Below are 14499 nucleotides of genomic sequence, written 5' to 3'. Positions count from 1 at the left end.
CAGCGGCCTTGGCGGCATGAGGATCCTGTACCTCGCCCTCGGCTTCGTGGCCCTTGCGCTCGGCTTCATCGGCCTTTTCCTGCCCCTGCTTCCGACCGTTCCCTTCGTCATCCTCGCCGCCTTCCTCTTCTCCAAGGGGAGCAAGCGCCTTGAGGCGCGGCTGGTCGGTCATCCGCGCTTCGGACCGGCGATCCGCGCCTGGCGTGCCAACGGGAGCATCAGCCGCCGCGGTAAGCGCAGCGCCTATGTTGCGCTGGCCGCCAGTGCGGCGGTCGGCCTGTGGCTGCTGCCGTGGCCATTGATGCTCGTGCCGGCGCTGGTCGGCGTGACCTGTGCGGCCTGGATCTCGCGCCGGCCGGAGGAGACGGCCTGACGCCGGCGGTCCTTATTGCTGGAGCTGATACTGCTTCAGCAGGTCGTAAAGCGTCGGGCGGCTGATGCCGAGCAGCTTGGCGGCGCCGGAGATGTTGTGCTCAGTCCGGATCAGCGCCTGGTGGATGGCGCGGCGGTCGGCCTTCTCGCGGGCGGCGCGGAGGTTGATCGCTTCGAACGCCTCCTCCGAGATGCCGGGCAGGTCGAGGTCGAGCGCGCCGACCAGCTTGCCTTCGGCCATGATCACCGCGCGCTTGATGCGGTTCTCGAGCTCGCGGACGTTGCCGGGCCAGGCATGGCTGTCGATCGCGTCGATGGCGTCGGGCGCGAGGCCGGTGACGGGGGTGCCGAGCTCGCGTGCGAAGCGGCGGGTGAAGTGCCGGGCGAGGAGGACGGCGTCGCCCGGACGTTCGGCGAGGGTCGGAATGGCGACCACCATCTCGGCGAGGCGATAATAGAGGTCCTCACGGAAGCGGCCGTCCGCCTGCATGGCGTCGAGGTCCTGGTGGGTCGCGCAGACGATGCGCAGGTCGACCGGAATGGTCTGGCGGCCGCCGATGCGCTCGATCACCCGCTCCTGGAGGAAGCGCAGGAGCTTGACCTGGAGCGGCAGCGGCACGTCGCCGATCTCGTCGAGGAAGAGGGTTCCGCCGCTGGCCATCTCGATCTTGCCGGGAGTCGTCTTGACCGCGCCGGTGAAGGCACCGCGCTCGTAGCCGAACAGTTCGGCTTCGAGCAGGTTCTCGGGGATGGAGGCGCAGTTGATGGCGACGAAGGGGCCGGCGGCGCGGCGGCTCTTCTCGTGGACGGCGCGGGCGAGCAGTTCCTTGCCGGTGCCGCTGGCGCCCAGCAGCATGACGGAGACGTCGGCGGGGGCGACGCGCTCGATGGTGCGGGCGATCTTCAGCATGCTCGGCGCCGCGGTGATGATTCGGCCGAGCACGGTGCCGCCTTCGGAGGCCTGCGCTTCGAGCCGGCGGTTCTCGGCTTCGAGCGCGTGGAGCTGGAAGGCGCGGGCGACGATCAGGCCGAGGTCGTCGATGTCGACCGGCTTCTTGTAGAAGTCGTAGGCGCCGAGCGCGATGGCGTTGAGCGCGCTTCCCCGGGCGCCGTGGCCTGAGGCGACGATGACCTTGGTGTCGGGCTTGATGCGCAGGATTTCGGTAAGGGCGGCGAAGCCCTCGCTGGTGCCGTCGGGATCCGGCGGCAGGCCGAGGTCGAGGGTGACCACCGCCGGTTCGTGCAGCCGGAGCAGTTCGAGCGCCTCAGCGCGGTCGAACGCGCTGACGACGCGATAGCCCTCATAGGCCCATTTGAGCTGGCGCTGCAGGCCTTCGTCGTCTTCGACGACGAGCAGGACGGGGAGTTGCGCGGAATCGCTCATGCGGTCAGTCTTTCGGGCAGGTCGTGGGACTCGCTGGCGGCGAGCGGCAGGGAAATGGTGAAGCGGGTGCCGCCGCCCGGGCGGCTGTCGACGGTGAGCCGGCCACCCATGGCGTGGAGGAGGCTGCGCGCCTCGAAGGCGCCGATGCCGAAGCCGCCTTCCTTGGTCGAAGCAAAGGGGGCGAACAGGCGGTTGGCGATGAAGTCGGCGTCCATGCCGGGGCCGGAGTCGCTGATCTCGATACGCGCATGATCGACGGCGCGGTCGACCCTGACGGTGACGGGTTCGGCGGGCGGGCTGGCCTCGACGGCATTGGCGAGGAGGTGGCCGAGCGCCTGTTCGAGCCCGAGCGGATCGGCAATCACCTCGACTCCGCTGTCGCCGAGCAGGCGCACGTCATGGTGGCCGAGATGACCGGCGACCGTTCCGGCGAGGAGCGGACGAAGCTGGACGTCGCGGAGCGGGTTGCGCGGCTGGCCAGCGCCGGCGGGCGCAAGGCGGGCGAGGAGGTCGGTCATCTTGCCGACCGAACCCTGCAGCGTCGCGACCATGTCGGCACGCCATTCGGGATTGTCGGCATGGCGCTCGGCATTGCGGGCGAGCAGCTTCAGCTGGCTGACCAGATTCTTGATGTCGTGGAGGATGAAGGCGAAGCGGCGGTTGAACTCGTCGAAGCGCTGGGCTTCGCCGAGGCGCTGCTGGGAGGCGGCTTCGGACAGGCTGGCGGCGGCCTGGCGTCCGGCCGTGCGGAGGAGATCGTAATCTTCCCAGTCGAGCGGTCGGCGAAGCTCGGGCGCGGCGAGGAGGACGAGGCCCACGACGGTCTCGCCGTGAACGAGCGGAATGCCGACCCAGAGCGACTGCTCGTCCCGCATCCACGAGGGTACGGGAAGAGCGAGATCGGCGGCCGAGCCCCAGCGATAGCGATGGGCGTCAAGTTCGAGCACGCGGGAATCGCCGAGCTGCGGCCAGAGCGCCGCGAGCCCATCGCCGGCAAGGGCCGGGGCAGGCAGGCGGCCCGGCCATTGCCAGGAAGCTACGACGGTTGTTCGATCGAGGTCGTCGGGTGCGATGAGCAGGCCGGCCGGTGCTTCCAGAATATCGGCGAAGGCGCGGACGATTCGGGCGGCGAGCGGCTCGGACGAGGCGCCGGCACCCAGCGTCGCGGCGAAGCGCAGCCATTCCGTGCGATAATCGTAGCGATGCTCGAAGAAATGCTTGGCGATCTTGACCCTGGTCCAGCTGCGGGCGCGGCGGCTGGGCAGGAGGACGGCGAGCGCGACGGTCATGCCGGCGAGGACGAGGATGGCGAGGCCGCGCAGCCAGTCGAAGGTACCGGCGCGGAGCACGGCGGCAAGCAGCGCCATGATCGCGAAATAGGAGCAAATGGCGAGCAGCGAGAGCGACTGGAAGGTGGCCGCGCGCGAAAGCTTGGGTCGCCACGCGGTGCTATCGGCGCGGGTCAGGGCGAAGCAGGGCGCGGCGAGAGCGACCACGATTCCGCGCATCTCGCCGAGCGTGTCGCCAAGCGCCAGATGCAGCGCCTGAAGGGTGTAGAGGTTGAGATCGAACATCCAGAGCAAGGCGAGGCCGAGCATCGGCAGGCGCATCGGACCGCGGCTGGCGACGGCCGTCTGGCCGTAGAGGTTGTGGACCAGAACGAGGGCGCCGGCGGCAGTGATGGTGCGCAGGACGATGGCGGTGCCTTCCAGCGCCGGCTGGTCGTGCGGGCTCGCGAAGGCGCCGAGACTGTCGACCAGCGCCTGCGCGCCGAGCACCAGCGCGACCGCGCCGTAGACGAGCGCGACGGCACGCTGCCGCCCGCCCGATCCCTCATCCGCCTTGCTGGCATCGGAGAGGATGAAGAGCATCGCCACCCAGATGAGGTTGCGGGCCGTTTCGGCATGTGCGGCGAGCATGGTGCCAGCCGAAACCCCGCCGAGCCAGGCGGCGGTAGCGGTGGTCAGCAGGCCGCCGAGCAGCAGCTTCTGCGCCGGGCCGGCTGCCCATCCCCGCAGCTGCCAGAGGAGCACCGTGCTCATCGCCACGGCACCGAGCGCATGACTCCAGAAGGCGAGCAGACTGTCCACGAAGGGCAGTGTCGGAGAAATTTACAAAGGAAGGGTGAAGATGCGGACGACGGTCACCTGAGCGCTGCCAGCGCCGCCGCTTCCATCGCCTGCACGGCGGTGCCGATGACCGTTTCCGCATCGGGTGCCCAGTAAGGCGAGTGGAGGCCGGGGAGCTTGGTCGTTTCCCCTTTGGCTTCGTCCCACTTGGCCTGGGGCACGCCGCCGACCCAGAAGAGCAGGCTGCGACCCTGCGGATTGGCGATGAGGTAGCGGCTGAAATCCTCGCCGACCATGGCGGCCGGGACCATGCGCACGCGATCGGCGCCGAAGATGCCGGTGAAGAGCGTGCGGGTTTTAGCGGTCAGGTCCTCGCTGTTGACGGTGGCCGGAGTCGAGGGATCGCGCACGGTGACCAACGGCATCCTCTCGTCGGGGATGCCGGCGGCGATCGCCTCCCCGCGGGCGACCCGGCGGATGCCGTCGAGCAGGCTCTGCCGGACCTCGGGCGTGTAGCTGCGGACGGTGATCTGCAGCTTGGCTTCGTCGGGGATGATGTTGTGGGTGGTGCCGGCGTGGAAGCTGCCGACGGTGACGACGGCGGGATCGAACGGATTACGTTCGCGGCTGACGAGGGTCTGGACCGTCGAGACGATACGGGCGGCGAGAACGATCGGGTCGCGGCCGTTCTGCGGTGCTGCGCCATGGCTGCCGACTCCGCGGACGAGGATGTCAACGCTGTCCACGTTCGCCAGCGCCGGCCCGGGCGTCAGGCCAATGGTGCCGGCCGGAAGCGAGGCGCTGTTGTGGAAGGCGAGCATGGTGTCGGGCCTGGGGAAGCGGGTGAACAGACCATCAGCGAGCATGGCGGCAGCGCCTTCGCTCGTCTCCTCGCCGGGCTGGAGGATGAGGACGATCGTGCCCTTCCAGCGGCTCCTGCTCGAGGCGAGGCGGCGGGCGGTGCCGATCAGGGCGGTCATGTGGGTATCGTGGGCGCAGGCGTGCGTGACCCCGGTCTCGACGCCCGAGCGCGCGGTGGTGCGGACCTTCGACGCGAAGGGGAGACCGGTCTTCTCCTCGAGGGGGAGCCCGTCCATGTCGGCGCGAAGGAGGACGGTCTTGCCGGGTCCGTTGCGGAGGATGGCGACGATGCCGGTGCCGCCGACCTTCTCCGTCACGTCATAGCCGAGCTTCCTCAGTTCTGGCGCGAGCCGGGCGGCGGTGCGGCTTTCGGCCATGGCCAGCTCGGGCGCGGCGTGAAGCTCGCGGTAGAGGGACATCAGCGGCGCCAGCTCGGCGGGAGCGGGCTGGGCAGCGAGGGCGGCAGCGGCGAGAAGGTGAAGCATGGGACGAGGCTAGCGCCTCCTATTCCCTTGCGGAAGCACCCGCTCTCAAGTGGCCGGTACCAGTTCGACCACGTCCATCAGGCTTTCGAAGCGGGGGGCCGGGAGGAGGAGGCGGTAGTGGGCGGGGCCGATGCGCTCGACCCAGCCGACAAGGTCGCGCTCGGCGTCGGCGCCGTAGGGGATGGCGCGTTGCTCATCGCCGAGGACGAGCGTGCCGAGGAAGACCGAACGCAGGCGATCGTGCGGGAAGATGTAGCCGACCTGTCGCTGCGAGCCGGTCAGCTTGGTGAAGGCCTGGAGGCGGCCTGACTTGTCGATGCGACAGGCGAAGCTGGGATAGGAAAGGAAGGGGAGCAAGCCTTCTGAAGCGGCGCCGAGCTTCACCACCCGGCAGCGATAATCGCCGTTGGGGATGGGGCCGCCGACGGCCGCGTCGGGTTCCAGCAGGGCGCCTTCGCGGGCGATCGCCTCGCTGTGCCCCGCGGCACGTGCCTCGGCCAGCGCCCGAACGAAGCTCGCCCGCCATTCGCGCAGCCGCCCCCGGTCGCCGGGCGTCGCCACCGTCTGCCAGGCGCGGGCCGTGGCGACCGGCCCGTCGGTAGGCCGTTCGACCGGTGCGCAGGCGGCGAGGGGGATTAGGGCGAGCAGGGGCAGGAGACGAACCATCACCTGCACCTTACCGCTCCTCACTGCGCGGTCCAGCCTCCGTCCATGCTGAGGTTGGCGCCGGTGATGCTTCCCGATTCCGGGCGGCAGAGGAAGAGGGCGAGGGCAGCGACCTCGACCGGCTCGACGAAGCGCTTGGTCGGCTGGGCGGCGAGGAGGACGTCGTTCATCACCTGCTCGCGGGTGAGTCCGCGGGCCTTCATGGTGTCGGGGATCTGGTTCTCGACCAAAGGCGTCCAAACGTAGCCGGGCGAGATGCAGTTGACGGTAATTCCGTCCCTGGCCGCTTCGAGCGCGACCGCCTTGGTGAAGCCGGCCACGCCATGCTTTGCGGCGACATAGGGTGCCTTGTTGGGCGAGGCGACGATGCTGTGGGCGCTGGCGGTGTTGATGATCCGGCCCCAGCCGCGCTGGCGCATCGAGGGCAGGCAGAGGCGGGTGGTGTGGAAGACAGCCGACAGGTTCACGGCCATGATCCAGTCCCACTTGTCGGTCGGGAAGCTTTCGACCGGGGCAACATGCTGGACGCCGGCATTGTTGACGAGGATGGACGGGCTGCCGAGCTCGTCGGTGCATTGCGCGACGAGGGCGTCGATCGCGTCCGGCGAAGAGAGGTCGGCATCCGAATAGCTGGCGAGGTCCCCGCTGAGTGCCGCCATCTCTTCCTTCAGTGCGAGATTGGCATCGCGGTCGCCAAAGCCGTGGAGCATGATCCGCGCGCCTTCGGAAGCGAGTGCGCGGGCGACGGCGAGGCCGATGCCGCTGGTGGATCCCGTGACCAACGCAACCTTGTCCTTGAGGATCATGATGTTCCTTTCATCGCCCGGGACCGGGCCCGGATCTGCCTGTTCTTCGTCCCGGCGGTGAAAAGGAAGGCGGATGCCGGGTCAAGCCCGGATGATGCGGGGCGGCTTGCAACCCTCGTGCTGCACCGATCATTATGGTGGCGAAAGGGAGAGCGGCATGCGTCTTGGCGGCGGCAACGACGACGACTTCATCGATCGGACGGGACAGTCGGGCGGAATGCCCGTGCTGGGCGGCGGCGGCGGAATGCTTGGCCTGCTCATTCCGCTGGTGCTGAGCCGATTCGGGCTCGTCGGCCTGCTGATCCTCGGCCTTGGTTATTGCGCGCTCGGCGGCCTTGGCGGCGGCGGAATCCTCGGCGGGGGCGGTTCACCGAGCGAGCAGGGCGGCGGCTCCGGCTCGTCCAACCTGTCGCCGGAAGTCGCCCGCGACCTCGAGACTGCGCTCAACAACAGCGACCAGGTGTGGAGCCAGCTGTTCGCGAGTGGCGGGCAGCGCTACGCCGAACCGAAGCTGGTCGCCTATCGCGGCGGCACCGCCACGGCTTGCGGCCAGGGGCAGGCGAGCTTCGGGCCCTTCTATTGTCCGGGCGACCAGAGCATCTACATCGACCCTAGCTTCTTCAATGAACTGAGCAGCCGCTTCGGCGCGCCGGGTGATTTCGCCCGCTATTATGTGATCGCGCACGAGGTTGGGCACCACATCCAGAACCTGGAAGGAACGCTGGACCGGGCGAGCCGGGCGCAGGCCTCGCTCGGAACGGCCGAGGGCAATGCCGTGCAGGTCGGGGTCGAGCTTCAGGCCGACTGCTATGCCGGGGTGTGGGCGGCGTTGGCCCGCAATCCCGAAGGCGGGCGCGCGCTGGAGCCGGGGGACCTCGAGGAGGGCATGCGCGCCGCCGAGGCGATCGGCGACGACGCGTTGCAGGCGGGATCCGGACAGGCGGTCCGGCCGGAAAGCTTCACCCACGGGTCGAGCGCCCAGCGGATGGAAGCGCTCCGGCGCGGCCTGCAGAGCGGCGACCCGCGGGTGTGCAATTACAATCGGGTGTGAGCGGAGCTCCCCTGCTTGCGCAGGGGAACCACTATAGCTTCACCAGCATCTTGCCGGTGTTGGCGCCGGTGAACAGGCCGAGGAAGGCCTCGGGGGTCTTCTCGAGGCCTTCGAGGACCGTGTCGCGGCCCTTGACCTGGCCGGTCGCGACCCACGGGCCCATCTCGCCGTAGAACTCGCCGTTGCGGGGCAGGTAATCGGTGTAGATGAAGCCCTTGAGCATGATGCGCATGGCGATGACGCGCATGATGTAGCGAAGGCTCGTCGGCTCGCCGCTGTTGTAGCCGTCGATCATGCCGCAGATGGCGAAGCGGGCGTCCTTGCGGGCAAGCGCGAGGGCAGCGTCGAGATGCTCGCCGCCGACATTGTCGAAGTAGACGTCGATCCCCTTCGGCGCGGCCTCGGCAAGCGCCTTTACCAGCGGGGTACCCGACTTGTAGTCAATGACGGCGTCGGCACCGAGGTCGCGCACGAACTGGCACTTGTCGGCGCCGCCTGCCGAGCCGATCACCGTCATGCCCTTGGCCTTGGCGATCTGGACCACCGCCGAGCCGACGGCGCCCGCCGCGGCCGAGACGAAGACGATGTCGCCGGCCTTGGCCTGAGCCGCATCGAGCAGGCCCCAGTAAGCGGTACCGCCGGTGAGTCCGAGATTGCCGAGGAAGGCCTGCGGCTCCACGCCGGGGATCTGCGGAAGCTTGTTGAGGGCGGCGGCCGGAACCACCGCCTCGTCGCGCCAGCCGACCATGTGGAGGACCATGTCGCCGGCGGCGAAGTTCGGGTCACGGCTCTCGACCACCTCGCCGACCGCGCCGCCCTCGAGCGGCTCGCCGATCTGGAAGGGCGGAACGTAGCTTTTCACGTCGTTCATGCGCCCGCGCATGTAGGGATCGACCGACAGCCAGCGGTTGCGGACATGGACCATGCCATCGGCGAGTTCGGGCAGCTGGATGTCCTTGAACTCGAAATTGTCGGCGGTTGGAAGGCCGTTGGGGCGGCTCTTGAGGTGCCAGGCTCTTGCCATTCGTCTTCTCCTATCGTCATCCCGGGCCTGACCCGGGATCTGCCTGCCTTTGCACCGCAGAAGAAGAAGGCGGATGCCGGGTCAAGCCCGGCATGACGAAAAAGAGAAAGGGCCCGGCCTCCCGAAGGAAGCCGGGCCCCCGCCTGAAGTCAGCTCAGGAGCTTACTTCTTGGTCGAGCGGCTGCTGCTGCTGCTGGAGCTGCTGCCGCTATTGTCCTCGTCATAGGTTCCGGAGAAGCTCTGATCGAGGACGTGGGGGCCGTCGCTACTCGTGCCGGTGGTCGAGGTCGGGCTCAGCGTCTGGCCTGTCGGTTGGTTGGTCGACGACTGGGCCTGACGATCGTCACGGTCCGAGCCGCCGCCGAACAGGCCGCCGAGGATGCCGCCGCTGCTGCTGCCGTTGTCCTGCGAACGGTTCTGGTCGTCCTCGCGCTCTTCGGTCAGCCGCGAACGGATCGAGTCCTTCGAGCCCGAGAGGTAGACCTTGCCGTCCTCGACCCGGTCGAGAAGCGAGCAGGTGAAGCTGCGATGCACGCCATGCGCCTCGGGGTCATTCTTGGTCAGGATGACCTTCTCGCCGCGGACCTTGTCGACCGTGCCGACGTGCTGGCCGCTCTCGTCGACCACTTCGGCATGCTCGCGGATCATGCCCAGCATCTGCCGCTTGGTCTGACGCTGCTGCCGGAAGCCGGTGAATTCATTCTCGAACCGGCTCTGATGCTCGCGGCAATATTCGTCATAGTCGCGATCCAGATCCTCGATCTGGCGCTGGCGCCAGCTCGAATAATGCTCGTCGTGCGGGCTCTTGAAGCTGCTCGACTGCTGACCCTGTCGCGACGTGCCGAAGCTACCGGACTGCTCCTCACGGCCGCCGAAACCGGAGTTGCCGAAGTAAGAGGATTCGCCCTGATGCTGACCCTGCCCGCGAAACTGGCGCTGGCTGTCCTGGTCGCCCCAGCCGCCCTGGCTGTAGCGACGGCCCGCGTCGCTGCCCTGGTCCTGGAAGCGATCCTGGCTGCCATATTGCTGCTGGCCGAAATCCTGGCTTCCCATGCCGGAGTGCTGGCGGCCCTGCTCAGCGGAGCCGCGGCCATAGTCGCCGGTCATCGGGCGATAGCGGTCGCTGCCCTGGCTCTGGAAGCCGCCGCCGTGGCGGTCCTGCTGGCCCGAGCCGGAGCCGAACGACTGGTGCTGGCTTTCGCGATAGGAACCGCCACCGGTCTGGCCGTAGCCAGACGGATAGGTACGGCCCGAACCCGGGTTGTCATGGTCCTGACCTTGGCGACCCTGATAGTCCTGGCCCTGCTTGCCATAGTCGCCCCGGCCAAAGCCGCCGCTCTCGCCGCCGCCGCGGCCATATTGGTTCCGGTAGTCGCCCTCGTCGCGGCCGCGGCCGTAGCTGGTCGACTGGCCGCCGCCGAAGAAGGCCGAACGGTCAGAATCGCCGAACCGGTCATGCTCGCTGTCGCGGCGCTGACGGCCTTCGTCGCCGTCATAGGCGCGCGGTTCGTATCCGCTGCGATTGTAGCCGGGGCCGCGATCGCCCGCGCGGGGATCATAGGCATTGGCGGCACGGTTGTAGCCATGGCCCTGGTCGCGCCGGCTGCCGCTGTCGTCGTCGCTGAAGAAATTGGACACGCTGTCGATGGCGCGGTCGAAAAAGCCGCGTCCCTCCTGGTGATCGCCGCTGCGATGATCGCGCTGGCGGTCGTCACGGTGGCCGCGGTTCTCGTCGCGGCTGTCGTACCGATCGTAGGCCATTAACTCTCCTCCATTGAGGCATCCGTCCAAAGGGGGCGGGGGATGCTCAAGGTTAACGAGTCGGGCCGAGTGCCGTTCCGGGACAAAGGGGCAGGGTGACGCGGCGCGAGGTCGAAACGATCGCCCTGTCTGGCTGAGGCAGAAAAGCGCGTTGCGCGGGCGCGAAAGCGAGGCTAGGGAGCGCCTCGCAACCGGTGCGGGGCTGTAGCTCAGATGGGAGAGCGCTGCAATCGCACTGCAGAGGTCAGGGGTTCGATTCCCCTCAGCTCCACCATCGTGCCGGTTGTGAATCCTGCATCTTCGCCGTCTTGCGGTGTCGCCCAGGCCACTGGTGGACCCGGTCTGGTGTCGCTCCGGTATCTTAACGGGAGTATCGCCTGGCGAGCGGAGTGGATCCCTCTCTCGCCGCCACGTGGATGGTCGGAACGCCGGAGAACCCCTCGATGCCGATGCGAGGCGGAGCCCTTCGAGCGGCCCTGGAGACACTAGCAACCGACTAGCTTTACGGACGCTCAGCAACTCCGTTTTGCATGTCTGCTTGTGCGGACCTCGCTGGCGAAGCAGGGGTCGACGTCTTCACAGGGCTGCGAACGATCATTGAGCGTCACTCTGCGCTGCGGCAACTTCCTTGCGGCATCTTTGCCGCGAAGTCGGCAGTTGAAGGTCCCGATTACCCGAAGATCGAAGAGATCATCGGCTACTCACCACAGTCTCAGCCCAAGAGGCCGACGATGGAGATCGAGCATATGCCGTGGAAGGGTGCTCCGCCGAGATTGTGGGCGAGCGCGCTGACGACCTCCCGGCGGCGCTGCCGAGGCCCGGCGCGACCGAGGAGCTGCAGGTAATTTTCGTAGACCATGCGAATGCCCGTCGCGCCGATCGGATGACCGAAACATTTGAGACCGCCATCGATCTGACAAGGCAGTTCTCCGTCGGCGTCATACCTGCCGTCGAGGATGTCGCGGACCGCTTCTCCCTCGCTACTCAGGCCAAGGTCCTCCATCGTCACCAATTCGGTAATGGAAAAGCAGTCGTGAACCTCCGTGAGGCTGAGCTGGGCGGCCGGATCACTGATTCCCGCTTCCTCATAGGCCCGCGCCGCCGCGGCTCTGGTCGTGGGGACATGGCTATAGTCCCAGCCTGAGCCCTGCGCCTCCCACCCGCCGGTGGCCGCCAGGCGAGCGACGAGCCGGACATCCTCCGTCCGAACCAAGAACCGACAAGGACAATGGCCTTCGGGTGCGTAGGGGAAAGGGCCACGCCCGGTCACGTGGTGTGAAGGCGGGTTTGCCCCCGCGTCGGGGGCTCGAAGCTGCCGATCATCCTCTCAAAAGCAGATCTCATCCAGCGTTGTTTGTCCCGGTCACCTGGGCTCTTGCGTTTACATTAGAATACGCTAAATAAGCGAAACCTTATGGAGAGTCGCATGGATGCCCAGGTTCTCGCGCGGTTCGGCGAGCAGGCGACAATGGCCGTCGCACTTCTCAAGTCGATGGCAAACGAATGCCGGTTGCTGGTGCTCTGCCATCTTTCCGCGGAAGGCGAGCTCTCGGTCGGGCAGTTGCAGGACCGGGTCGGGCTCGGCCAATCTGCGCTTTCGCAGCACCTGGCCAAGCTTCGTGAGGAGGGTCTCGTTGCCACCCGCAGGGAAGCGCAGACGGTCTTCTACAGCGTCTGCGACCCCAAGGCGCAGCAGGTCCTCGCACTTCTCCACGATCTTTTCTGCCCCGAGCTCGGAGCGTCAGATACCGAAGGGAGCCAGTCTCATGATCGCCAATGATCGTCACATCGACCATGCCGTCGCCCAGGTCGTCGACGTGCAGCAGGGCCAGCTTCCCGCGCCGCAGGTGAAGGCCTTTTTCGACGAGCCGACCTTTACCGTCAGCTATGTGGTCAGCGACCCGCAGACCAAGCGTGCCGCGATCATCGACAGTGTCTGGAACTTCGACCAATCGTCCGGCCGCACCAGCCTGGACAGCGCCGACAGGATCGTCGCCTATGCCCAGCAACAGAACCTCACCGTCGACTGGATCCTCGAGACCCACGCGCATGCCGATCACCTGTCGGCGGCTCCGTACCTCCAGGAGAAGCTCGGCGGGAAGATGGCGATCGGGCGCGAGATCGTGACCGTACAGGGCGTGTTCGGGAAGATCTTCAACGAAGGCACCGAGTTCGCCCGCGACGGTTCGCAGTTCGACCGACTGCTCGACGACGGCGATGTCCTGGCCATTGGCGGAATTCCGGTGATCGCCCTGCACGTGCCCGGACATACTCCGGCCGACATGGCCTATGTCATCGGCGACGCCCTGTTCACCGGCGATACGATGTTCATGCCCGACTATGGCTCGGCGCGGGCAGACTTTCCCGGCGGCGACGCGCGGCAGCTGTATCGCTCGGTTCGCCGGCTGATGAAGCTGCCCGACGCGACGCGCGTTTTCCTTTGCCACGACTACAAGGCACCCAATCGTGACCAGTTCGCGTGGGAGACCACCATGCTCGCCGAGCGCACCGGCAACGTCCACATCCACGAGGGCGTGAGCGAGGACGACTTCGTCGCCATGCGCACCCAGCGCGACGCGACGCTGTCGATGCCCAAGCTCATCCTGCCCTCGCTTCAGGTCAACATGCGGGGCGGTCACCTTCCCGAACCCGAGGAGAATGGCGTCAGCTACCTCAAGCAGCCGGTGAACCTGTTATGAGCGAACTCCTTGGCAATGCGCAGCCGCTCAAGGGCCTGATCGGCGGCGTGATGATCGGCCTTGCGGCGGCGCTGATGCTTCTCGGGGCAGGTCGGATCGCCGGTGTGTCGGGCATCACCGCGCGCGCCACTGGTCTTGCCGACGGAGGCATGTCGCGCAGCAGCGCCTGGCTGTTCCTCATTGGTCTGCCGCTCAGCGCGCTGCTCGTCTCCGCCATCACCAGCCAGCGGACGGCCGCGTTCGCCTCCTGGCCCGTGCTGGTCGCCGCTGGCCTGCTGGTCGGTATCGGCACCCGCATGGGGAGCGGCTGCACCAGTGGGCACGGCGTCTGCGGCGTCAGCCGGCTTTCACAGCGCTCGATGATCGCCACCGCCACCTTCATGGCGGCCGGCATTGGCACCGTTGCCGTCAGCAATCTCGTGGGGGGGCTGGGATGAGCTCCACACGACGCATTCTTCCGCCCCTGGTGTCCGGCGCGCTTTTCGGCGGCGGCCTCAGCATTGGCGGCATGACCGATCCGGCGCGGGTGCGCGGATTCCTCGACCTGTTCGGCGCGTGGGACCCTACGCTCGCCTTCGTGATGGGCGGCGCGGTTATCGTCATGGCGATCGCCTGGCGCTTGCAGGCCCGCATGGCACGGCCGCTATTCGGCGAATGCTTCGCGCTTCCTGACCGAACGGATCTCGACGGAAGGCTGATCGCTGGTTCCGCTCTCTTCGGCATCGGATGGGGCATTGCCGGCCTGTGCCCCGGACCTGCCGTCGCCTCCCTGGCGCTGGCGCCGGCCGCCGCCATTCCGTTCGTCGCAGCCATGCTGGTTGGCATGGCTCTCACCAATCTCTTCCCGGCGCAGGCGCGCGCCGCTCCGCTTCAAGGATCCTGACGATGAGGCTCGCCGTTCTCACGCCCAACGTTTCCGCTCTTGCTCAGCCTTCCGCTGAAGACGTCGCCGACCTCGCGCAGCGTGGTTATCGTTCGATCATCGGCAATCGTCCGGAGGGCGAGACCGACGGCCAGCCGTTGTGGGCCGACCTCAAGGCCGCTGCCGCCAGTCACGGCATGGAGGCCCTGCAAATTCCGGTCGTCATAGGGCAGATCAGCGACGATCAGGTCGCCGCATTCCGCGCTGCGCTTGAAATCCTGCCCAAGCCAATTGCAGTTTTCTGCCGAAGCGGCACCAGATCTGCGCTGATGTGGGCGCTCGCCAACCATTCCAATCTCACCATCGATGAACGGATCGGAATTGCGGCGAGGGAAGGCTACGATCTCGAGCCCTTCCGCGAACGCCTCGCCCGCGGTTCGGCCGCCGCCGAAGCCTAGC

At 67.4% G+C, this 14499-nt stretch carries 15 protein-coding genes and 1 tRNA gene; 8 read left to right on the top strand and 8 right to left on the bottom strand.

Features of this window, described 5'->3' with window-relative positions:
* Positions 1-16: 16 nt before the first annotated feature.
* Positions 17-373 carry a YbaN family protein gene (locus JOY29_RS03855; protein ID WP_300974880.1) on the top strand — a complete coding sequence of 119 codons (357 nt, stop codon included), beginning with the start codon at positions 17-19 and terminating at the stop codon, positions 371-373.
* A gap of 12 nt (positions 374-385) precedes the next feature.
* Here the strand turns inward: JOY29_RS03855 and prsR are convergent, their stop codons facing one another.
* Genes prsR through JOY29_RS03830 form a run of 5 tightly spaced genes read right to left on the bottom strand, consistent with a single transcriptional unit; the run spans position 386 to position 6643 of the window.
* Entirely contained in the window at positions 386-1756 is a 1371-nt protein-coding gene (gene prsR / locus JOY29_RS03850) for a PEP-CTERM-box response regulator transcription factor (protein WP_300974879.1), read from the bottom strand.
* The gene (prsK, locus tag JOY29_RS03845) at positions 1753-3846 is read right to left on the bottom strand and encodes an XrtA/PEP-CTERM system histidine kinase PrsK (protein ID WP_300974878.1); all 2094 of its coding nucleotides are present in this window, start codon (positions 3844-3846) and stop codon (positions 1753-1755) included. The genes prsR and prsK overlap by 4 nt, the downstream gene beginning before the upstream one ends.
* A gap of 53 nt (positions 3847-3899) precedes the next feature.
* A complete protein-coding gene (locus tag JOY29_RS03840; protein WP_300974877.1) occupies positions 3900-5171 on the bottom strand; it encodes an amidohydrolase in 1272 nt (423 codons plus the stop codon).
* A 45-nt stretch (positions 5172-5216) separates the two neighbouring features.
* On the bottom strand, positions 5217-5837 hold the full coding sequence (locus JOY29_RS03835; protein ID WP_300974876.1) for a DUF4893 domain-containing protein: 621 nt from the start codon (positions 5835-5837) through the stop codon (positions 5217-5219).
* Between the two features lie 20 nt (positions 5838-5857).
* Complete coding sequence (locus JOY29_RS03830; RefSeq protein WP_300974875.1) at positions 5858-6643, bottom strand: 3-hydroxybutyrate dehydrogenase; 786 nt, start codon at positions 6641-6643, stop codon at positions 5858-5860.
* Between the two features lie 157 nt (positions 6644-6800).
* On the opposite strand from JOY29_RS03830, the gene JOY29_RS03825 reads away from it, so the two are divergent.
* Positions 6801-7694: a neutral zinc metallopeptidase gene (locus tag JOY29_RS03825; protein WP_300974874.1), complete on the top strand. Its 894-nt coding sequence runs from the start codon at positions 6801-6803 to the stop codon at positions 7692-7694.
* A 31-nt stretch (positions 7695-7725) separates the two neighbouring features.
* On the opposite strand, the gene JOY29_RS03820 is transcribed toward JOY29_RS03825, so the two are convergent.
* A complete protein-coding gene (locus tag JOY29_RS03820) occupies positions 7726-8718 on the bottom strand; it encodes an NADP-dependent oxidoreductase (protein WP_300974873.1) in 993 nt (330 codons plus the stop codon).
* A gap of 162 nt (positions 8719-8880) precedes the next feature.
* Entirely contained in the window at positions 8881-10479 is a 1599-nt protein-coding gene (locus JOY29_RS03815; protein ID WP_300974872.1) for a DUF2171 domain-containing protein, read from the bottom strand.
* A gap of 198 nt (positions 10480-10677) precedes the next feature.
* Here JOY29_RS03815 and JOY29_RS03810 point away from each other — a divergent pair.
* Positions 10678-10753 (top strand) — tRNA-Ala (locus JOY29_RS03810).
* A 438-nt stretch (positions 10754-11191) separates the two neighbouring features.
* On the opposite strand, the gene JOY29_RS03805 is transcribed toward JOY29_RS03810, so the two are convergent.
* Entirely contained in the window at positions 11192-11692 is a 501-nt protein-coding gene (locus tag JOY29_RS03805) for a hypothetical protein (protein WP_300974871.1), read from the bottom strand.
* Between the two features lie 213 nt (positions 11693-11905).
* Here JOY29_RS03805 and JOY29_RS03800 point away from each other — a divergent pair, with 213 nt between their 5' ends.
* The 5 genes from JOY29_RS03800 to JOY29_RS03780 are packed head-to-tail and all read left to right on the top strand — an operon-like array spanning position 11906 to position 14498.
* Positions 11906-12259, top strand: coding sequence for a helix-turn-helix transcriptional regulator (locus JOY29_RS03800; RefSeq protein WP_300974870.1), 354 nt, complete (start codon positions 11906-11908; stop codon positions 12257-12259).
* Positions 12246-13178: an MBL fold metallo-hydrolase gene (locus tag JOY29_RS03795; RefSeq protein ID WP_300974869.1), complete on the top strand. Its 933-nt coding sequence runs from the start codon at positions 12246-12248 to the stop codon at positions 13176-13178. Before JOY29_RS03800 ends, JOY29_RS03795 begins: the two co-directional genes overlap by 14 nt.
* A complete protein-coding gene (locus JOY29_RS03790) occupies positions 13175-13615 on the top strand; it encodes a YeeE/YedE thiosulfate transporter family protein (RefSeq protein ID WP_300974868.1) in 441 nt (146 codons plus the stop codon). The genes JOY29_RS03795 and JOY29_RS03790 overlap by 4 nt, the downstream gene beginning before the upstream one ends.
* On the top strand, positions 13612-14061 hold the full coding sequence (locus tag JOY29_RS03785) for a YeeE/YedE family protein (protein WP_300974867.1): 450 nt from the start codon (positions 13612-13614) through the stop codon (positions 14059-14061). The genes JOY29_RS03790 and JOY29_RS03785 overlap by 4 nt, the downstream gene beginning before the upstream one ends.
* Positions 14062-14063: 2 nt before the next feature.
* Complete coding sequence (locus JOY29_RS03780) at positions 14064-14498, top strand: TIGR01244 family sulfur transferase (protein ID WP_300974866.1); 435 nt, start codon at positions 14064-14066, stop codon at positions 14496-14498.
* Position 14499 lies beyond the last annotated feature (1 nt).

This window comes from Sphingomonas sp. LHG3406-1 (assembly GCF_029637485.1).
Lineage (GTDB): Bacteria > Pseudomonadota > Alphaproteobacteria > Sphingomonadales > Sphingomonadaceae > Sphingomicrobium.
This window is presented reverse-complemented; position numbering and strand designations above follow the sequence as displayed.